14 protein-coding genes are annotated in these 14,744 nt (G+C 56.6%); 13 read left to right on the top strand and 1 reads right to left on the bottom strand.

Annotated features, from left to right (window positions below; translation table 11 throughout):
* The first annotated feature begins 66 nt into the window (after positions 1-66).
* Positions 67-1,284, top strand: a complete 1,218-nt coding sequence (gene fabB, locus O1722_RS07045) for a beta-ketoacyl-ACP synthase I (protein ID WP_015572249.1) — start codon at positions 67-69, stop codon at positions 1,282-1,284.
* A gap of 68 nt (positions 1,285-1,352) precedes the next feature.
* Positions 1,353-2,531 (top strand): MFS transporter, encoded by a 1,179-nt coding sequence (locus tag O1722_RS07050; protein ID WP_032669432.1) that lies wholly within the window; start codon positions 1,353-1,355, stop codon positions 2,529-2,531.
* 87 nt (positions 2,532-2,618) lie between these two features.
* Here the strand turns inward: O1722_RS07050 and flk are convergent, their stop codons facing one another.
* Positions 2,619-3,623 (bottom strand): flagella biosynthesis regulator Flk, encoded by a 1,005-nt coding sequence (gene flk, locus O1722_RS07055; protein ID WP_032648972.1) that lies wholly within the window; start codon positions 3,621-3,623, stop codon positions 2,619-2,621.
* Between the two features lie 111 nt (positions 3,624-3,734).
* On the opposite strand from flk, the gene pdxB reads away from it, so the two are divergent.
* The 11 genes from pdxB (at position 3,735) to argT (ending at position 14,526) form a co-directional block, all read left to right on the top strand.
* Positions 3,735-4,871: a 4-phosphoerythronate dehydrogenase PdxB gene (gene pdxB / locus O1722_RS07060; RefSeq protein WP_017692991.1), complete on the top strand. Its 1,137-nt coding sequence runs from the start codon at positions 3,735-3,737 to the stop codon at positions 4,869-4,871.
* Positions 4,872-4,937: 66 nt separating this feature from the next.
* A complete protein-coding gene (locus O1722_RS07065) occupies positions 4,938-5,951 on the top strand; it encodes an aspartate-semialdehyde dehydrogenase (protein WP_015572252.1) in 1,014 nt (337 codons plus the stop codon).
* On the top strand, positions 5,951-6,763 hold the full coding sequence (truA, locus tag O1722_RS07070; RefSeq protein ID WP_023295093.1) for a tRNA pseudouridine(38-40) synthase TruA: 813 nt from the start codon (positions 5,951-5,953) through the stop codon (positions 6,761-6,763). Before O1722_RS07065 ends, truA begins: the two co-directional genes overlap by 1 nt.
* A 28-nt stretch (positions 6,764-6,791) precedes the next feature.
* Positions 6,792-7,451: a DedA family protein gene (locus tag O1722_RS07075; protein WP_003861406.1), complete on the top strand. Its 660-nt coding sequence runs from the start codon at positions 6,792-6,794 to the stop codon at positions 7,449-7,451.
* Between the two features lie 154 nt (positions 7,452-7,605).
* Entirely contained in the window at positions 7,606-8,511 is a 906-nt protein-coding gene (gene accD, locus O1722_RS07080; RefSeq protein WP_014884667.1) for an acetyl-CoA carboxylase, carboxyltransferase subunit beta, read from the top strand.
* 70 nt (positions 8,512-8,581) lie between these two features.
* Complete coding sequence (gene folC, locus O1722_RS07085; RefSeq protein WP_033487389.1) at positions 8,582-9,850, top strand: bifunctional tetrahydrofolate synthase/dihydrofolate synthase; 1,269 nt, start codon at positions 8,582-8,584, stop codon at positions 9,848-9,850.
* On the top strand, positions 9,840-10,535 hold the full coding sequence (gene dedD / locus O1722_RS07090; RefSeq protein WP_017383444.1) for a cell division protein DedD: 696 nt from the start codon (positions 9,840-9,842) through the stop codon (positions 10,533-10,535). Before folC ends, dedD begins: the two co-directional genes overlap by 11 nt.
* 220 nt (positions 10,536-10,755) lie before the next feature.
* The gene (gene cvpA / locus O1722_RS07095; RefSeq protein WP_000262116.1) at positions 10,756-11,244 is read left to right on the top strand and encodes a colicin V production protein; all 489 of its coding nucleotides are present in this window, start codon (positions 10,756-10,758) and stop codon (positions 11,242-11,244) included.
* Positions 11,245-11,277: 33 nt separating this feature from the next.
* Positions 11,278-12,795: an amidophosphoribosyltransferase gene (gene purF / locus O1722_RS07100; RefSeq protein ID WP_006811407.1), complete on the top strand. Its 1,518-nt coding sequence runs from the start codon at positions 11,278-11,280 to the stop codon at positions 12,793-12,795.
* Between the two features lie 89 nt (positions 12,796-12,884).
* Positions 12,885-13,454 (top strand): UbiX family flavin prenyltransferase, encoded by a 570-nt coding sequence (locus O1722_RS07105; protein WP_015572254.1) that lies wholly within the window; start codon positions 12,885-12,887, stop codon positions 13,452-13,454.
* 289 nt (positions 13,455-13,743) lie between these two features.
* Positions 13,744-14,526 (top strand): lysine/arginine/ornithine ABC transporter substrate-binding protein ArgT, encoded by a 783-nt coding sequence (gene argT / locus O1722_RS07110; protein ID WP_015572255.1) that lies wholly within the window; start codon positions 13,744-13,746, stop codon positions 14,524-14,526.
* Positions 14,527-14,744 lie beyond the last annotated feature (218 nt).

A 14,744-nucleotide genomic window follows, 5' to 3' on the forward strand; every position in this document is an offset into this window, starting at 1 on the left:
CGGCGTACAAGTGTACGCTATTGTGCGACTCGAAACTTTTTATAGTGCGACTTACAGAGGTATTGAATGAAACGTGCAGTGATTACTGGCCTGGGCATCGTTTCCAGCATCGGTAATAACCAGCAGGAAGTCCTGGCATCTCTGCGTGAAGGACGCTCCGGGATCACTTTCTCTGAAGAGTTTAAAGATTCTGGAATGCGTAGCCACGTATGGGGTAACGTTAAACTGGACACCACCGGTTTAATTGACCGTAAAGTGGTTCGTTTCATGAACGATGCCTCTATCTACGCCTATCTTTCCATGCAGGAAGCGATCAAGGATTCTGGTCTGAGCGAAGACGCTTACCAGAACAACCCACGCGTGGGCCTGATTGCAGGCTCCGGCGGTTCCTCTAAAGCTCAGGTGTTCGGTGCTGACGCCATGCGCAGCCCGCGCGGCCTGAAAGCGGTCGGTCCATATGTTGTGACCAAAGCCATGGGGTCAGCGGTTTCCGCGTGCCTGGCAACGCCGTTCAAAATCCACGGTGTGAACTACTCCATCAGCTCTGCATGTGCGACCTCCGCACACTGTATCGGTAATGCGGTTGAGCAGATCCAGCTGGGCAAACAGGACATCGTATTTGCTGGCGGCGGCGAAGAGCTGGGCTGGGAAATGGCCTGTGAGTTTGACGCAATGGGCGCACTGTCCACCAAATACAACGAAACGCCAGACAAAGCGTCCCGTACTTATGACGCACACCGCGACGGTTTTGTTATCGCTGGCGGCGGCGGTATGGTTGTGGTTGAAGAGCTGGAACACGCGCTGGCGCGTGGCGCGCACATCTATGCTGAGATCGTGGGCTACGGCGCAACGTCTGACGGCGCTGACATGGTTGCTCCATCCGGTGAAGGCGCGGTGCGCTGCATGAAGATGGCGATGCACGGTGTTGATACTCCAATCGACTACCTGAACTCCCACGGCACCTCAACGCCGGTAGGCGACGTGAAAGAGCTGGGTGCGATCCGTGAAGTGTTCGGCGACAACAGCCCGGCTATCTCTGCAACCAAAGCCATGACCGGTCACTCTCTGGGAGCGGCGGGCGTGCAGGAAGCGATCTACTCTCTGCTGATGCTGGAAAACGGCTTTATCGCGCCAAGCATCAACATCGAAGAGATGGACGAGCAGGCGGCTGGCCTGAACATCGTGACCGAAACCACCGAACGTGCGCTGACGACCGTTATGTCCAACAGCTTCGGTTTCGGCGGCACCAACGCCACGCTGGTGATGCGTAAGCTGAAAGCGTAAGCGTTTGAAGGTATAGTAGAAGGGAGCCGCGCGGCTCCCTTTTTTTATGCCTGAACACGGAGTTATGCATGAAGGCTGTTACCCCTGGGAAGAGCGCTCCTTCCGGGAATCTTCCCCTTTTCCGCATCGCCTTTGCGGTGTTTCTGACCTATATGACCGTTGGCCTGCCGCTGCCGGTGATCCCCTTGTTCGTTCACCAGGAGCTGGGCTATGGCAACACCATGGTCGGCATTGCGGTGGGCATTCAGTTTTTAGCGACGGTATTAACCCGGGGCTACGCCGGTCGCCTGGCGGATCAGCACGGCGCAAAACGCTCGGCGTTGCAGGGCATGTTTGCCTGCGGGCTGGCGGGGGGAGCCTGGCTGCTGGCGGCGCTGTTGCCAATAGATGCAGCGTATAAATTCGCGCTGCTGGTGGCAGGGCGTCTGATCCTCGGCTTTGGCGAAAGCCAGCTGCTGACCGGCACCCTGACCTGGGGAATGGGGCTGGTGGGGCCTGCGCGTTCCGGAAAAGTGATGTCCTGGAACGGAATGGCGATTTACGGCGCGCTGGCGGCAGGCGCTCCACTGGGGCTGCTGATCCACAGCCAGTTTGGTTTTGCGGCGCTGGCAGGCACCACCATGGTATTGCCGCTGCTGGCGTGGGCGTTTAACGGTTCGGTACGTAAGGTGCCCGCCCATAAAGGCGAGCGTCCTTCGCTGTGGAGCGTGGTGGGGCAAATCTGGCAGCCGGGGCTCGGGCTGGCGCTTCAGGGGGTGGGCTTCGCGGTTATTGGTACCTTTGTCTCCCTCTATTTCATGAGCCGCGGCTGGGCGATGGCGGGCTTTACGCTGACGGCCTTTGGCGGCGCGTTTGTATTGATGCGCGTGCTGTTTGGCTGGATGCCGGATCGCTTTGGCGGCGTGAAGGTGGCCGTGGCGTCACTTGTCATTGAGACCGTGGGTCTGGTACTGCTCTGGCAGGCGCCCTCTGCATCCGTTGCGCTGCTGGGTGCGGCGTTAACCGGCTGCGGCTGCTCGCTGATCTTCCCGGCGCTGGGCGTTGAAGTGGTGAAGCGCGTCGCTCCGCAGGTGCGCGGCACGGCGCTGGGCGGCTATGCGGCGTTTCAGGATATCTCATACGGCATCACCGGGCCGCTCGCGGGGCTGCTTGCAACGTCGTTTGGCTATCCTTCCGTCTTCCTGGCCGGTGCGGTGTCAGCGGTGGTGGGAATTGTGGTGACGCTGGTGGCGTTTCGCAAGCGGTAGTATGTTGCCGGGTGGCGGCTTCGCCTTACCCGGCCTACTGTTCGAGCCGTTGTAGGCCCGGTAAGCGAAGCGCCACCGGGCAAATCCTCACGCAACCAGCCAGAAAATCGCCAGCGCAATCACCAACGCGATAAACATCAATCCCGGACGGGAAGAAAGCGTTTTGAACGTATCAACTACGGGGGCAAACAGCGGGCTGTAGATCGGCTGAATGTTTCTTACCTCCGGCACGCCGCCTTCCCGCTCGGCGCGGCGAATGAAGATCTGATTGAGCACATCCTGCACCTGCGCGGTGGTCAGCACCGTTTGCGGCGTAGCCTGCCAGCTCTGCTGAGCGTAATCCCGAATCATATCGAACTCGTGCGGTTCCAGCGGTTGTTTCAGCGCCGCCTGTACGCTGTGCAGGGTCGGGGCGCTCTGGGTGCTGAGCGTCTGACGCGCCTGGAGCCAGGTGACCAGATGGGTAAACTGTTTTGCCGGGATCATCTCGCCCGCTTTCACACCGGAAAGTTCCAGCATGGATTGCCAGATAAGCTTTGTGGGTTCGCCGGTAGCGGCAGCCAGCTTAGTGACCATCTGCTTGAGCGTATTATGCTCCGCAGGCTGCAATGGCCGCTCTGTAGACGGGCGCTGTTGCGGCTGCGGGATAGAAAGCTGATTGCTTTGTAGCAGGGTCAACACGGTTTTCAGCTGTTCTTGCGAAAGCTGGCTCAGGGCGGTATGACCGTACTGTTGACGGATAAAATCACTCACCGCCTGGCGATTATTCCCCTGGCCCAATAGCTCGGTCAGCTGCGAGATAATCTGGCGGGTAGTATGTTGCTGCTGTGCGCTTGTAAGACGCTGGTTCAGGTTTTGTTCGGCGGCAGGGAAATGGCGCGACTGTAGCGGCGCATCGTTTCTGACGCCCAAATCGTGCTTAACGCCGGCCCATACCTCTGCGTTTTGCTGTGAGGTTAACGCAATAAGACGCGTGATCAGACGCTCCAGTACGGTGCGTTGCTGCGTGGAGAGCGGTTGTTCGCCTGGCGTGTTGGGCGTTACGGGGCCTTCACCCGGAGGGCGCGGAGGCGTACCTGAAATGGGCTGCATCGTCAAAAATCCTTAAAGTCAAACTCTGCGTAACCGGGCGGAGATATATGCCCGGCGGCGAGATTATGGCACACTTGGCAGGTTTACTTCCTCTCAAACAGGTACTCAGACGTGAAAATCCTCGTTGATGAAAATATGCCTTACGCCCGTGAGCTGTTCAGCCGCCTGGGTGAGGTTAAGGCTGTCCCTGGTCGCCCGATTCCGGTCAGCGAACTGGACGATGCAGACGCCCTGATGGTGCGCTCGGTGACCAAAGTAAATGAGGCACTGCTCACCGGCAAAGGGGTTAAATTTGTCGGGACGGCAACGGCCGGGACCGATCATGTGGATGACCAGTGGCTTAAGCAGGCGGGGATTGGTTTTTCCGCGGCGCCAGGCTGTAACGCCATTGCCGTCGTGGAATATGTTTTCTCCTCGCTATTGATGCTGGCCGAGCGCGATGGTTTTGCGCTGAAAGACCGCACCGTCGGGATTGTGGGGGTGGGCAACGTGGGCGGACGTCTGCAAAAGCGTCTGGAAGCCTGGGGTATCCGCACCCTGCTGTGCGATCCGCCGCGTAAGGATAACGGCGATGAAGGCGACTTCCGCACGCTGGATGAGCTGGTCGACGAGTGCGACGTCATCACCTTCCATACGCCGCTCTTTAAAGAGGGGCCGTACAAGACTCTGCACCTGGCCGACGAAAAGCTGATCCGCCGTCTGAAGGCTGGCACTATTCTGATAAATGCCTGCCGGGGACCGGTGGTGGATAACGCGGCGCTGCTGGCATGTCTCGACGAAGGACAAGAGCTTAGCGTCGTGCTGGACGTTTGGGAACCAGAGCCGGATCTCAACGTCGCCTTGCTGAATAAGGTGGACGTGGGTACCGCGCATATCGCGGGTTATACCCTTGAAGGCAAAGCGCGTGGCACAACCCAGGTGTTTGAGGCTTACAGCGCCTTTATCGGCCATCCGCAGCAGGTGGCGCTGGATACGCTGCTGCCCGCCCCGGAATTTGGCCGCATTACCCTTCATGGCCCGCTGGATGAGGCAACGCTGAAAAGACTGGTGCATTTGGTGTATGATGTGCGCCGCGATGACGCGCTGCTGCGTAAAGTGGCGGGTATTCCGGGTGAGTTTGACAAGCTGCGCAAAAATTACCTTGAGCGCCGCGAGTGGTCTTCCCTGTATGTCATGTGCGATGACGCGTCAGCGGCGGGGCTGCTGCATAAACTGGGATTTAACGCCGTTCACCACCCGGCACGTTAATGTCTTCTTAATGCTCCCTGTCGGATGCTCCGGCAGGGACGCTTTTTATTTCTGGAGTAAACCACCATGTCTGAAGGCTGGAACATTGCCATTTTGGGTGCCACTGGCGCCGTGGGCGAAGCCCTGCTTGAAACCCTTGCTGAGCGTCAGTTCCCGGTGGGTGAGATTTACGCACTGGCGCGTACCGACAGCGCAGGAGAACATCTGCGTTTCGGCGGCAAATCCGTGATGGTGCAGGATGCCGCCGCGTTTGACTGGACGCAGGCTCAGCTGGCGTTTTTTGCCGCAGGGGCGGAAGCCACGGCGTCTTACATTGAAGAAGCGACAAATTCAGGCTGTCTGGTGATCGACCTGAGCGGCCTGTTCTCCCTGGAGCCGGATGTGCCGCTGGTGGTGCCGGACGTCAACCCGTTTGTGCTGGCTGACTACCGCAACCGCAACATCATTGCAGTACCGAACAGCCTCACCAGCCAGTTGCTGACCGCGCTGAAGCCGCTGATCGACGACGGTGGCCTGTCGCGTATTTCCGTGACCAGCCTGCTTTCAGCCTCCGCTAACGGTAAAAAAGCCGTAGACGCACTGGCAGGGCAGAGCGCGAAGCTGTTGAACGGTATCCCGATCGACGAAGATGATTTCTTTGGCCGCCAGCTGGCGTTCAACATGCTGCCGCTGCTGCCGGATCGTGAAGGTTCGGTGCGGGAAGAGCGTCGTATCGTCGATGAAGCACGCAAAATTTTGCAGGATGACGGGCTGATGATCTCCGCGAATGTCGTGCAGTCTCCGGTCTTTTACGGCCACGCGCAGATGGTCGGGTTTGAAGCCCTGCGTCCGCTGGCGGCTGAAGAAGCCCGCGACGCGTTTGGCCGCGGTGAGGACATTGTCCTGTCCGAAGAGAGCGAATTCCCGACGCAGGTGGGCGACGCCACCGGCAGCGCGCATCTCTCTGTGGGCTGCGTGCGTAACGATTACGGTATGCCGGAGCAGGTGCAGTTCTGGTCCGTTGCCGACAACGTGCGTTTTGGCGGCGCGCTGATGGCGGTCAAAATCGCGGAAAAACTGGTGCAGGAGTATCTGTACTGATGTCAGATGTGGAACAAAAGCCGGTCCACAGAATTGCCCTCGGCATTGAATACGATGGCAGTAAATACTATGGCTGGCAGCGGCAGAATGAGGTGCGCAGCGTCCAGGAGAAGCTGGAGAAAGCGCTCTCTCAGGTGGCGAACGAACCGATAAGCGTCTTCTGTGCGGGCCGCACCGATGCCGGCGTTCACGGCACGGGGCAGGTGGTGCATTTTGACACCACCGCCGTGCGCAAAGCCGCGGCCTGGACGCTGGGTGTAAATGCGAATTTGCCTGGTGACATTGCCGTGCGTTGGGTGAAAGCTGTGCCGGATGATTTTCACGCGCGTTTCAGCGCGACGGCGCGGCGCTACCGTTATGTCATCTATAACCAGCGCCTGCGCCCGGCGGTGTTAAGCCAGGGCGTGACGCATTTTTATGAACCGCTGGATGCAGAATGTATGCAGCGTGCGGCGCAGTGTCTGATTGGTGAGAATGATTTTACGTCGTTTCGTGCGGTGCAGTGTCAGTCCCGTACGCCGTGGCGTAACGTCATGCACATTAACGTCAGTCGTTATGGCGCGTATGTGGTGGTGGATATCAAAGCCAATGCCTTTGTACATCATATGGTGCGGAATATTGTAGGCAGCCTGATGGAAGTGGGCGCCGGACACCAGCCGGAGAGCTGGATTGCAGAACTGCTGGCAGCGAAGGACAGAACGCTTGCGGCAGCAACGGCGAAAGCGGAAGGGCTGTATCTGGTTTCGGTGGATTATCCGGACCGGTTCGACCTGCCAAAACCGCCAATGGGCCCGCTGTTTTTAGCGGACTAAACAAAGGTGCAATTAGGGCTTAGACAATATGGACGTAATACGTTTTCTGATTGATTTCATCCTGCATATTGATGTTCACCTGGCGGAGCTGGTCGCGCAGTACGGCGTCTGGGTGTACGCCATTCTGTTCCTCATTCTGTTCTGTGAAACCGGCCTTGTGGTTACGCCGTTCCTGCCGGGAGATTCACTGCTGTTCGTGGCGGGCGCGTTATCCGCACTGCCAACGAATGACCTGAATGTCCATCTGATGGTGGTCCTGATGATCATCGCCGCGATTGTTGGTGATGCGGTCAATTACACCATCGGGCGGGTGTTTGGCGAGCGGTTGTTCAGTAATCCGGACTCGAAGATTTTCCGCCGCAGTTATTTAGATAAGACCCATGCGTTCTATGAGCGCCATGGCGGTAAGACCATAATCCTTGCCCGTTTTGTGCCTATTGTGCGTACATTTGCACCGTTTGTGGCGGGAATGGGTCACATGTCCTATCGTCATTTTGCCATGTACAACGTGGTGGGCGCGCTGCTGTGGGTGCTGCTGTTCACCTATGCAGGCTACCTGTTTGGCGATCTGCCGGTGGTTCAGGAAAACCTTAAGTTACTGATTGTAGCGATTATTGTGCTTTCCGTACTGCCTGGCGTCATCGAAATTATCCGTCACAAACGCGCGGCGGCAAAGCAAGCGAAGTAAATGCACGCTGGCGGTTCGACCACTTTTTTATCCAAAGTTTCGGGCTGTTATGTTTTAATGTGCAACATTCATGGTCTGTTGGAGGCAAAAATGGCATTATTCGCCTCTTACAGCAAAACTGGCATACGACCAGGTTCAGGCAGAAAGGTTATCAATGAGCTGGATTGAACGAATTAAAAGCAACATTACCCCAACGCGTAAAGCGAGCATTCCTGAAGGGGTATGGACGAAGTGTGATAGCTGCGGCCAGGTTCTGTATCGCGCAGAGCTGGAACGCAATCTTGAGGTGTGTCCGAAGTGTGACCACCATATGCGTATGTCGGCGCGCAACCGCCTGCATAGCCTGCTGGACGAAGGTTCTCTGGTAGAACTGGGCAGCGAACTGGAGCCAAAAGATGTGCTTAAGTTCCGCGACTCCAAAAAATACAAAGATCGTCTGGCCTCTGCGCAGAAAGAGACCGGCGAGAAAGACGCGCTGATCGTCATGAAAGGCACCCTGCACGAGATGCCGGTGGTTGCCGCCGCGTTTGAGTTCTCCTTTATGGGCGGCTCAATGGGCTCTGTGGTTGGCGCGCGCTTCGTGCGTGCCGTTGAGCAGGCGCTGGAAGACAACTGCCCGCTGATCTGCTTCTCCGCCTCCGGTGGCGCACGTATGCAGGAAGCGCTGATGTCCCTGATGCAGATGGCGAAAACCTCTGCGGCGCTGGCGAAAATGCAGGAGCGCGGTCTGCCGTACATCTCGGTACTGACCGATCCAACCATGGGCGGCGTTTCTGCAAGCTTCGCGATGCTGGGCGACCTGAACATCGCTGAGCCAAAAGCGCTGATCGGCTTTGCGGGTCCTCGCGTTATCGAGCAGACCGTACGTGAGAAACTGCCGCCGGGCTTCCAGCGCAGTGAGTTCCTCATTGAGAAGGGCGCCATCGACATGATCGTCCGCCGTCCGGAAATGCGCCTGAAACTGGCAAGCGTCCTGGCGAAGCTGATGAATCTGCCGGCGCCGAACCCGGACGAGCCGCGCGAAGGCGTGGTGGTACCGGATCAGGAACCCGAGGCCTGATAACTGAAAAGGGCAGGGCCGAATGGCGCTGCCCTTTTGCTTTCTAAACCGTTAATGACAACCGGGCATCATGGAAAATAAAAGCATTCCTCAAGCCACGTCGCCCCTGGCCGCGTGGCTTTCTTATCTGGAAAACCTGCACAGTAAAACTATCGACATGGGCCTTGAGCGCGTAAGCCAGGTTGCCGCGCGTCTTGACGTGTTGAAACCCGCGCCTTTCGTATTTACCGTGGCCGGCACTAACGGTAAAGGCACCACCTGCCGCACGCTGGAATCTGTCCTGATGGCGGCGGGGTACAAGGTTGGCGTTTACAGCTCGCCGCATCTGGTGCGCTATACCGAGCGCGTGCGCGTGCAAAACACCGAGCTGGCGGAATCCGCCCATACGGCGTCGTTTGCCGCTATCGAAGCTGCGCGCGGCGAAACCTCATTAACCTATTTCGAATACGGCACCCTGTCGGCGCTGTGGCTGTTTAAGCAGGCGCAGCTGGACGTGGTGATCCTGGAAGTGGGGTTGGGCGGGCGTCTGGATGCCACCAATATGGTGGATGCGGATGTCGCCGTCGTCACCAGCATCGCGCTGGATCACACCGACTGGCTGGGCCCGGACCGCGAGAGCATTGGCCGTGAGAAGGCCGGTATTTTCCGGGCCAATAAGCCTGCCGTGGTAGGCGAACCGGACATGCCGCACACCATTGCTGAGGTAGCGAAAGAGAAGGGCGCTCGTCTGCTGCGTCGCGGCGTGGACTGGCAGTATGAGGTGCAGGACAAAGGCTGGCGCTTCAGCGATGCGCAGGGCGTGCTGGAGAGTCTGCCCCTTCCGCAGGTGCCACAGCCTAACGCGGCGACTGCGCTGGCAGCCCTGCGCGCCAGCGGATTAGCGGTAAGTGAGCAGGCGATCCGCGACGGCATTCAGAACGCACTGCTGCCGGGACGTTTTCAGATTGTAAGTGAGTCGCCGCGTCTGATTCTGGATGTTGCACATAACCCGCATGCGGCGGCGTACCTCGCAGGACGTCTCAAATCGTTACCAAAAACCGGGCGCGTGCTGGCGGTTATCGGTATGCTTCATGATAAAGATATCGGCGGCACGCTGGCCTGCATGGAGAGTGTGGTCGATAGCTGGTATTGTGCTCCTCTGGAAGGGCCGCGCGGCGCGACTGCTGAGCAGTTGATGGAACATCTCGGCAAAGGCGAAATCTACAGCAGTGTGGTTTCGGCCTGGCGTGCCGCGATGGCGGAGGCTAAACCAGAAGATACCGTGCTGGTGTGTGGGTCATTCCACACGGTGGCACATGTCATGGAAGTGATGGACGCGGGGAGAACCGGTGGCGAGTAAGTTTCAGAACCGTTTAACAGGAACCATTGTGCTGGTCGCGCTCGGGGTGATTATTCTCCCGGGACTGCTCGACGGGCAAAAAAAGCATTACCAGGATGAATTTGCGGCCATTCCGCTGGTACCCAAACCGGGCGATCGCGACGAGCCCGATATGCTGCCAGCGGCAACGCAGGCGCTGCCTGCCCAGCCGCCAGAAGGTGCAGCGGAAGAGGTGCGCGCAGGTGATGCAGCCGCGCCGTCTCTTGATCCGTCGCGTCTGGCCGCGAATAACAACGTTGAAATCGATCCTGTACCGGTAGAGCAACCCAAACCGGTTGAAAAACCGAAGCCGGTAGAGAAAACGCAGCCTAAACCGCAGCGTGACAAAGCCGACGAGCAGCTGGCTGCGGCAACGGAAACGCCGCCACCGGCCAAACAGACCCAGCAGGAGGCCGCCCCTACGGGTAAAGCCTATGTCGTTCAGCTCGGTGCGTTGAAAAATGCAGATAAGGTCAATGAGATCGTGAGTAAACTGCGCGGCGCGGGATACCGTGTTTATACTTCACCCACCACGCCGGTACAGGGTAAAATTACCCGTATCCTCGTCGGGCCGGATGCGTCTAAAGATAAGCTCAAAGGTTCGCTTGGCGAGCTGAAGCAAATCTCCGGCCTGAGCGGTGTGGTGATGAACTACAGCGCAAACTGATAGAAATTACCCCCTCACCCTAACCCTCTCCCTTGAGGGAGAGGGCCGGGGTGAGGGGGAGGCAGACGTTCACAGAAACGTCAAAGGTGCGGTGGCGTTGAGCATTTTTTCAGCGCCTTTTTTATTTACGCGTGGGAAGGAAATCCCTACGCAAACGTTTTCTTTTTCTGTTAGAATTCGCCCCGAACTGGATGACAGGGCGTTTAATCGTGGGACACATATGGTCTGGATTGATTACGCCATCATTGCGGTGATTGGTTTTTCCTGTCTGGTTAGCCTGATCCGTGGCTTTGTTCGTGAAGCGTTATCGCTGGTAACCTGGGGTTGTGCTTTCTTTGTTGCCAGTCATTACTACACTTACCTGTCTGTCTGGTTCACGGGCTTTGAAGATGAACTGGTCCGAAACGGAATCGCCATCGCGGTGCTGTTTATCGCGACGCTGATTGTCGGCGCTATCGTCAATTACGTGATAGGTCAGCTGGTCGAGAAAACCGGTCTGTCAGGAACGGACAGGGTACTCGGCATCTGTTTCGGCGCGTTGCGAGGCGTGCTCATTGTGGCCGCGATCCTGTTCTTCCTGGATACCTTTACCGGGTTCTCCAAAAGTGAAGACTGGCAAAAATCGCAGCTCATTCCGGAGTTCAGCTTCATCATCAGATGGTTCTTTGACTATCTGCAAAGCTCGTCGAGTTTCTTGCCCAGGGCATAAACCCTGAGATGTGGCTTAACGAGGAAAAGACGAATGTGCGGTATTGTCGGTATCGCCGGTTTCATGCCGGTAAACCAGTCGATTTATGACGCGTTAACGGTGCTTCAGCACCGTGGGCAGGATGCTGCGGGTATCATCACCATTGATGCAAACAACTGCTTCCGTTTACGCAAGGCGAATGGCCTGGTAAACGATGTGTTTGAAGCCCGCCATATGCAGCGTCTGCAAGGTAATATGGGGATCGGTCACGTTCGTTATCCTACTGCTGGCAGTTCCAGCGCCTCTGAGGCTCAGCCTTTTTACGTTAACTCCCCGTATGGCATCACGCTTGCCCACAATGGCAATCTGACCAATGCCCACGAGCTGCGTAAAAAGCTGTTCGAAGAGAAACGTCGCCACATTAACACCACCTCTGATTCTGAAATCCTGCTCAATATCTTTGCCAGCGAACTGGATAACTTCCGCCATTATCCGCTGGAAGCAGACAACATTTTTGCCGCCGTTGCCGCGACTAACCGCCTGATCCGTGGCGCGTACGCTTGCGTGGCGATGATCATCGGTCACGGCATGGTGGCCTTCCGCGATCCAAACGGCATTCGCCCGCTGGTGCTCGGCAAACGTGACCTCGGCGATGGCCGTTCCGAGTACATGGTTGCCTCCGAAAGCGTGGCGCTGGACACTCTGGGCTTCGAATTCCTGCGTGATGTCGCGCCAGGCGAAGCGGTCTACATCACTGAGAAGGGCCAGCTGTTTACCCGTCAGTGCGCCGACAACCCGGTGAGCAACCCGTGCCTGTTCGAATACGTTTACTTCGCGCGTCCGGACTCGTTCATCGACAAGATTTCCGTTTACAGCGCGCGCGTCAACATGGGGACGAAGCTGGGCGAGAAGATTGCCCGCGAGTGGGACGATCTCGACATTGATGTCGTGATCCCAATCCCTGAAACCTCCTGTGATATCGCGCTGGAAATTGCCCGTATTCTGGACAAGCCGTACCGTCAGGGCTTCGTAAAAAACCGCTACGTGGGCCGCACTTTTATCATGCCGGGCCAGCAGCTGCGTCGTAAGTCCGTACGTCGTAAGCTGAACGCTAACCGTGCCGAGTTCCGCGACAAGAACGTGCTGCTGGTGGACGACTCCATTGTGCGCGGCACGACGTCTGAGCAGATCATCGAGATGGCGCGTGAGGCCGGGGCGAAGAAAGTGTATCTCGCCTCCGCAGCGCCGGAAATTCGCTTCCCGAACGTGTATGGCATTGATATGCCAACCGCTAACGAGCTGATTGCTCACGGTCGTGAAGTAGACGAAATTCGGCAAATCATCGGTGCCGACGGCCTGATTTTCCAGGATCTGAACGATCTGATCGACGCGGTGCGCGCCGAGAACCCGGATATTCAGCAGTTCGAATGCTCGGTATTCAATGGGATCTACGTAACGAAAGACGTTGACCAGCAGTATCTCGACTATCTGGATTCGCTGCGTAACGACGATGCGAAAGCCGTCCAGTTGCAAAACGATCTCGAAAGCTTAGAGATGCACAACGAAGGTTGATGCGTATGCAGGTGAGGGCGTTCGCCCTCACTTGCAACTCCCCGTAAAATCCTGCACAGTCTGCCCTGAAATCAGCAAGGGCGAAAATCATGAAACGACTCATTGTAGGGATCAGCGGTGCCAGCGGCGCGATTTATGGCGTCCGGCTTTTACAGGTGCTGCGTGACGTTGCAGGCGTAGAAACCCATCTGGTGATGAGCCAGGCGGCGCGTCAGACCCTCTCTCTTGAAACCGATCTCTCCCTGCGCGACGTTCAGGCCCTGGCTGACGTTGTCCACGATGCCCGCGATATCGCCGCCAGCATCTCTTCGGGCTCGTTTAAAACGGCCGGCATGGTTATTTTGCCCTGTTCGATTAAAACCCTTTCCGGCATTGTAAACAGCTATACCGACACGCTGGTGACGCGTGCAGCGGATGTGGTGCTGAAAGAGCGTCGTCCTCTGGTGCTCTGCGTGCGGGAAACTCCGCTGCACCTGGGACATCTGCGTTTAATGACGCAGGCAGCCGAACTGGGGGCCGTGATTATGCCGCCGGTCCCCGCGTTCTATCATCGTCCGCAAACGCTGGACGATGTCATCAACCAGACCGTTAACCGCGTACTGGATCAGTTCGATATCGACCTGCCGGAAGATCTCTTTACCCGCTGGCAGGGGGCGTGAAGCTGTGCACAAACAAGGTGCATGAAAAGACAATTTGCCCTGTTTCAGGGCAAAACTGCAACCGCGATCATATCCTCGACATTTAATTCGCTTTTTCCCTTTTTCTCTTTCCGGTTCGTTCGGCAGACCTGCTATCTTTCACCATTAAGGCAGTATGCAACGTTTTATTAACATATTTAACGTCGAAGTTTTAACCCGACGACAATGTGGCATAAGACCTGCAAGAACAGCCTGCAACACAACACACAACATAAACCATAATAAAATCACGGTTCTTGAGGGTAAATGTATGAAGAAGACGGTTCTGGCTCTGTCTTTGCTCGTGGGCTTGAGTGCAGCAGCAAGTAGCTATGCAGCGCTTCCACAGACAGTTCGTATCGGTACAGACGCAACCTACGCGCCATTCTCCTCCAAGGATGCGAAAGGCGACTTCGTGGGGTTTGATATCGATCTGGGAAATGAGATGTGCAAACGCATGGAAGTGAAATGCACATGGGTGGGCAGTGACTTTGACGCGCTGATCCCGTCGCTGAAAGCCAAGAAAATTGATGCCATTATCTCTTCTCTCTCCATCACGGAAAAACGTCAGCAGGAGATCGCCTTCTCTGAGAAGCTCTACGCTGCCGACTCACGTCTGATTGCCGCGAAAGGCTCGCCAATCCAGCCGACCATCGACTCGCTGAAAGGCAAACATGTTGGCGTGCTTCAGGGCTCGACCCAGGAAGGTTACGCCAATGCTAACTGGCGCGAGAAGGGCGTCGATGTTGTGGCTTACCAGAACCAGGATCTGATCTACTCTGACCTGGCGGCAGGCCGTCTGGATGCCGCGTTTCAGGATGAAGTCGCCGCGAGCGAAGGCTTCCTGAAACAGCCTGCGGGTAAAGAGTACGCCTTTGCCGGCCCGTCGGTAAAAGACAAAAAATACTTTGGCGACGGTACCGGTATTGGCCTGCGTAAGGATGATACCGAGCTGAAAGCCGCCTTCGACAAAGCGTTTAATGAGCTGCGTAAAGACGGTACCTACGACAAACTGGCGAAGAAATACTTCGATTTCAACGTCTACGGTGATTAATGCCTGAATAAGATGCACTGAAGTGGTGCATCTTAACGGGGTTATGTTCCAGTATGGTGCAACACATGCACCATACTGGATCGCTGTGTGCATAGTTAAGCATTTAAAATGCAAAAATTCCCGTTCAAAGGCATTAATCTTTGCCTGAATGAGGGGATTAATGGCACATTAACAACACCCCGTCGTCGTAAAAATCTCGTATTAAGACAGTTTGTTGA

The sequence above is a fragment of the Enterobacter cloacae complex sp. HYC003_NIDB genome (assembly GCF_056673375.1).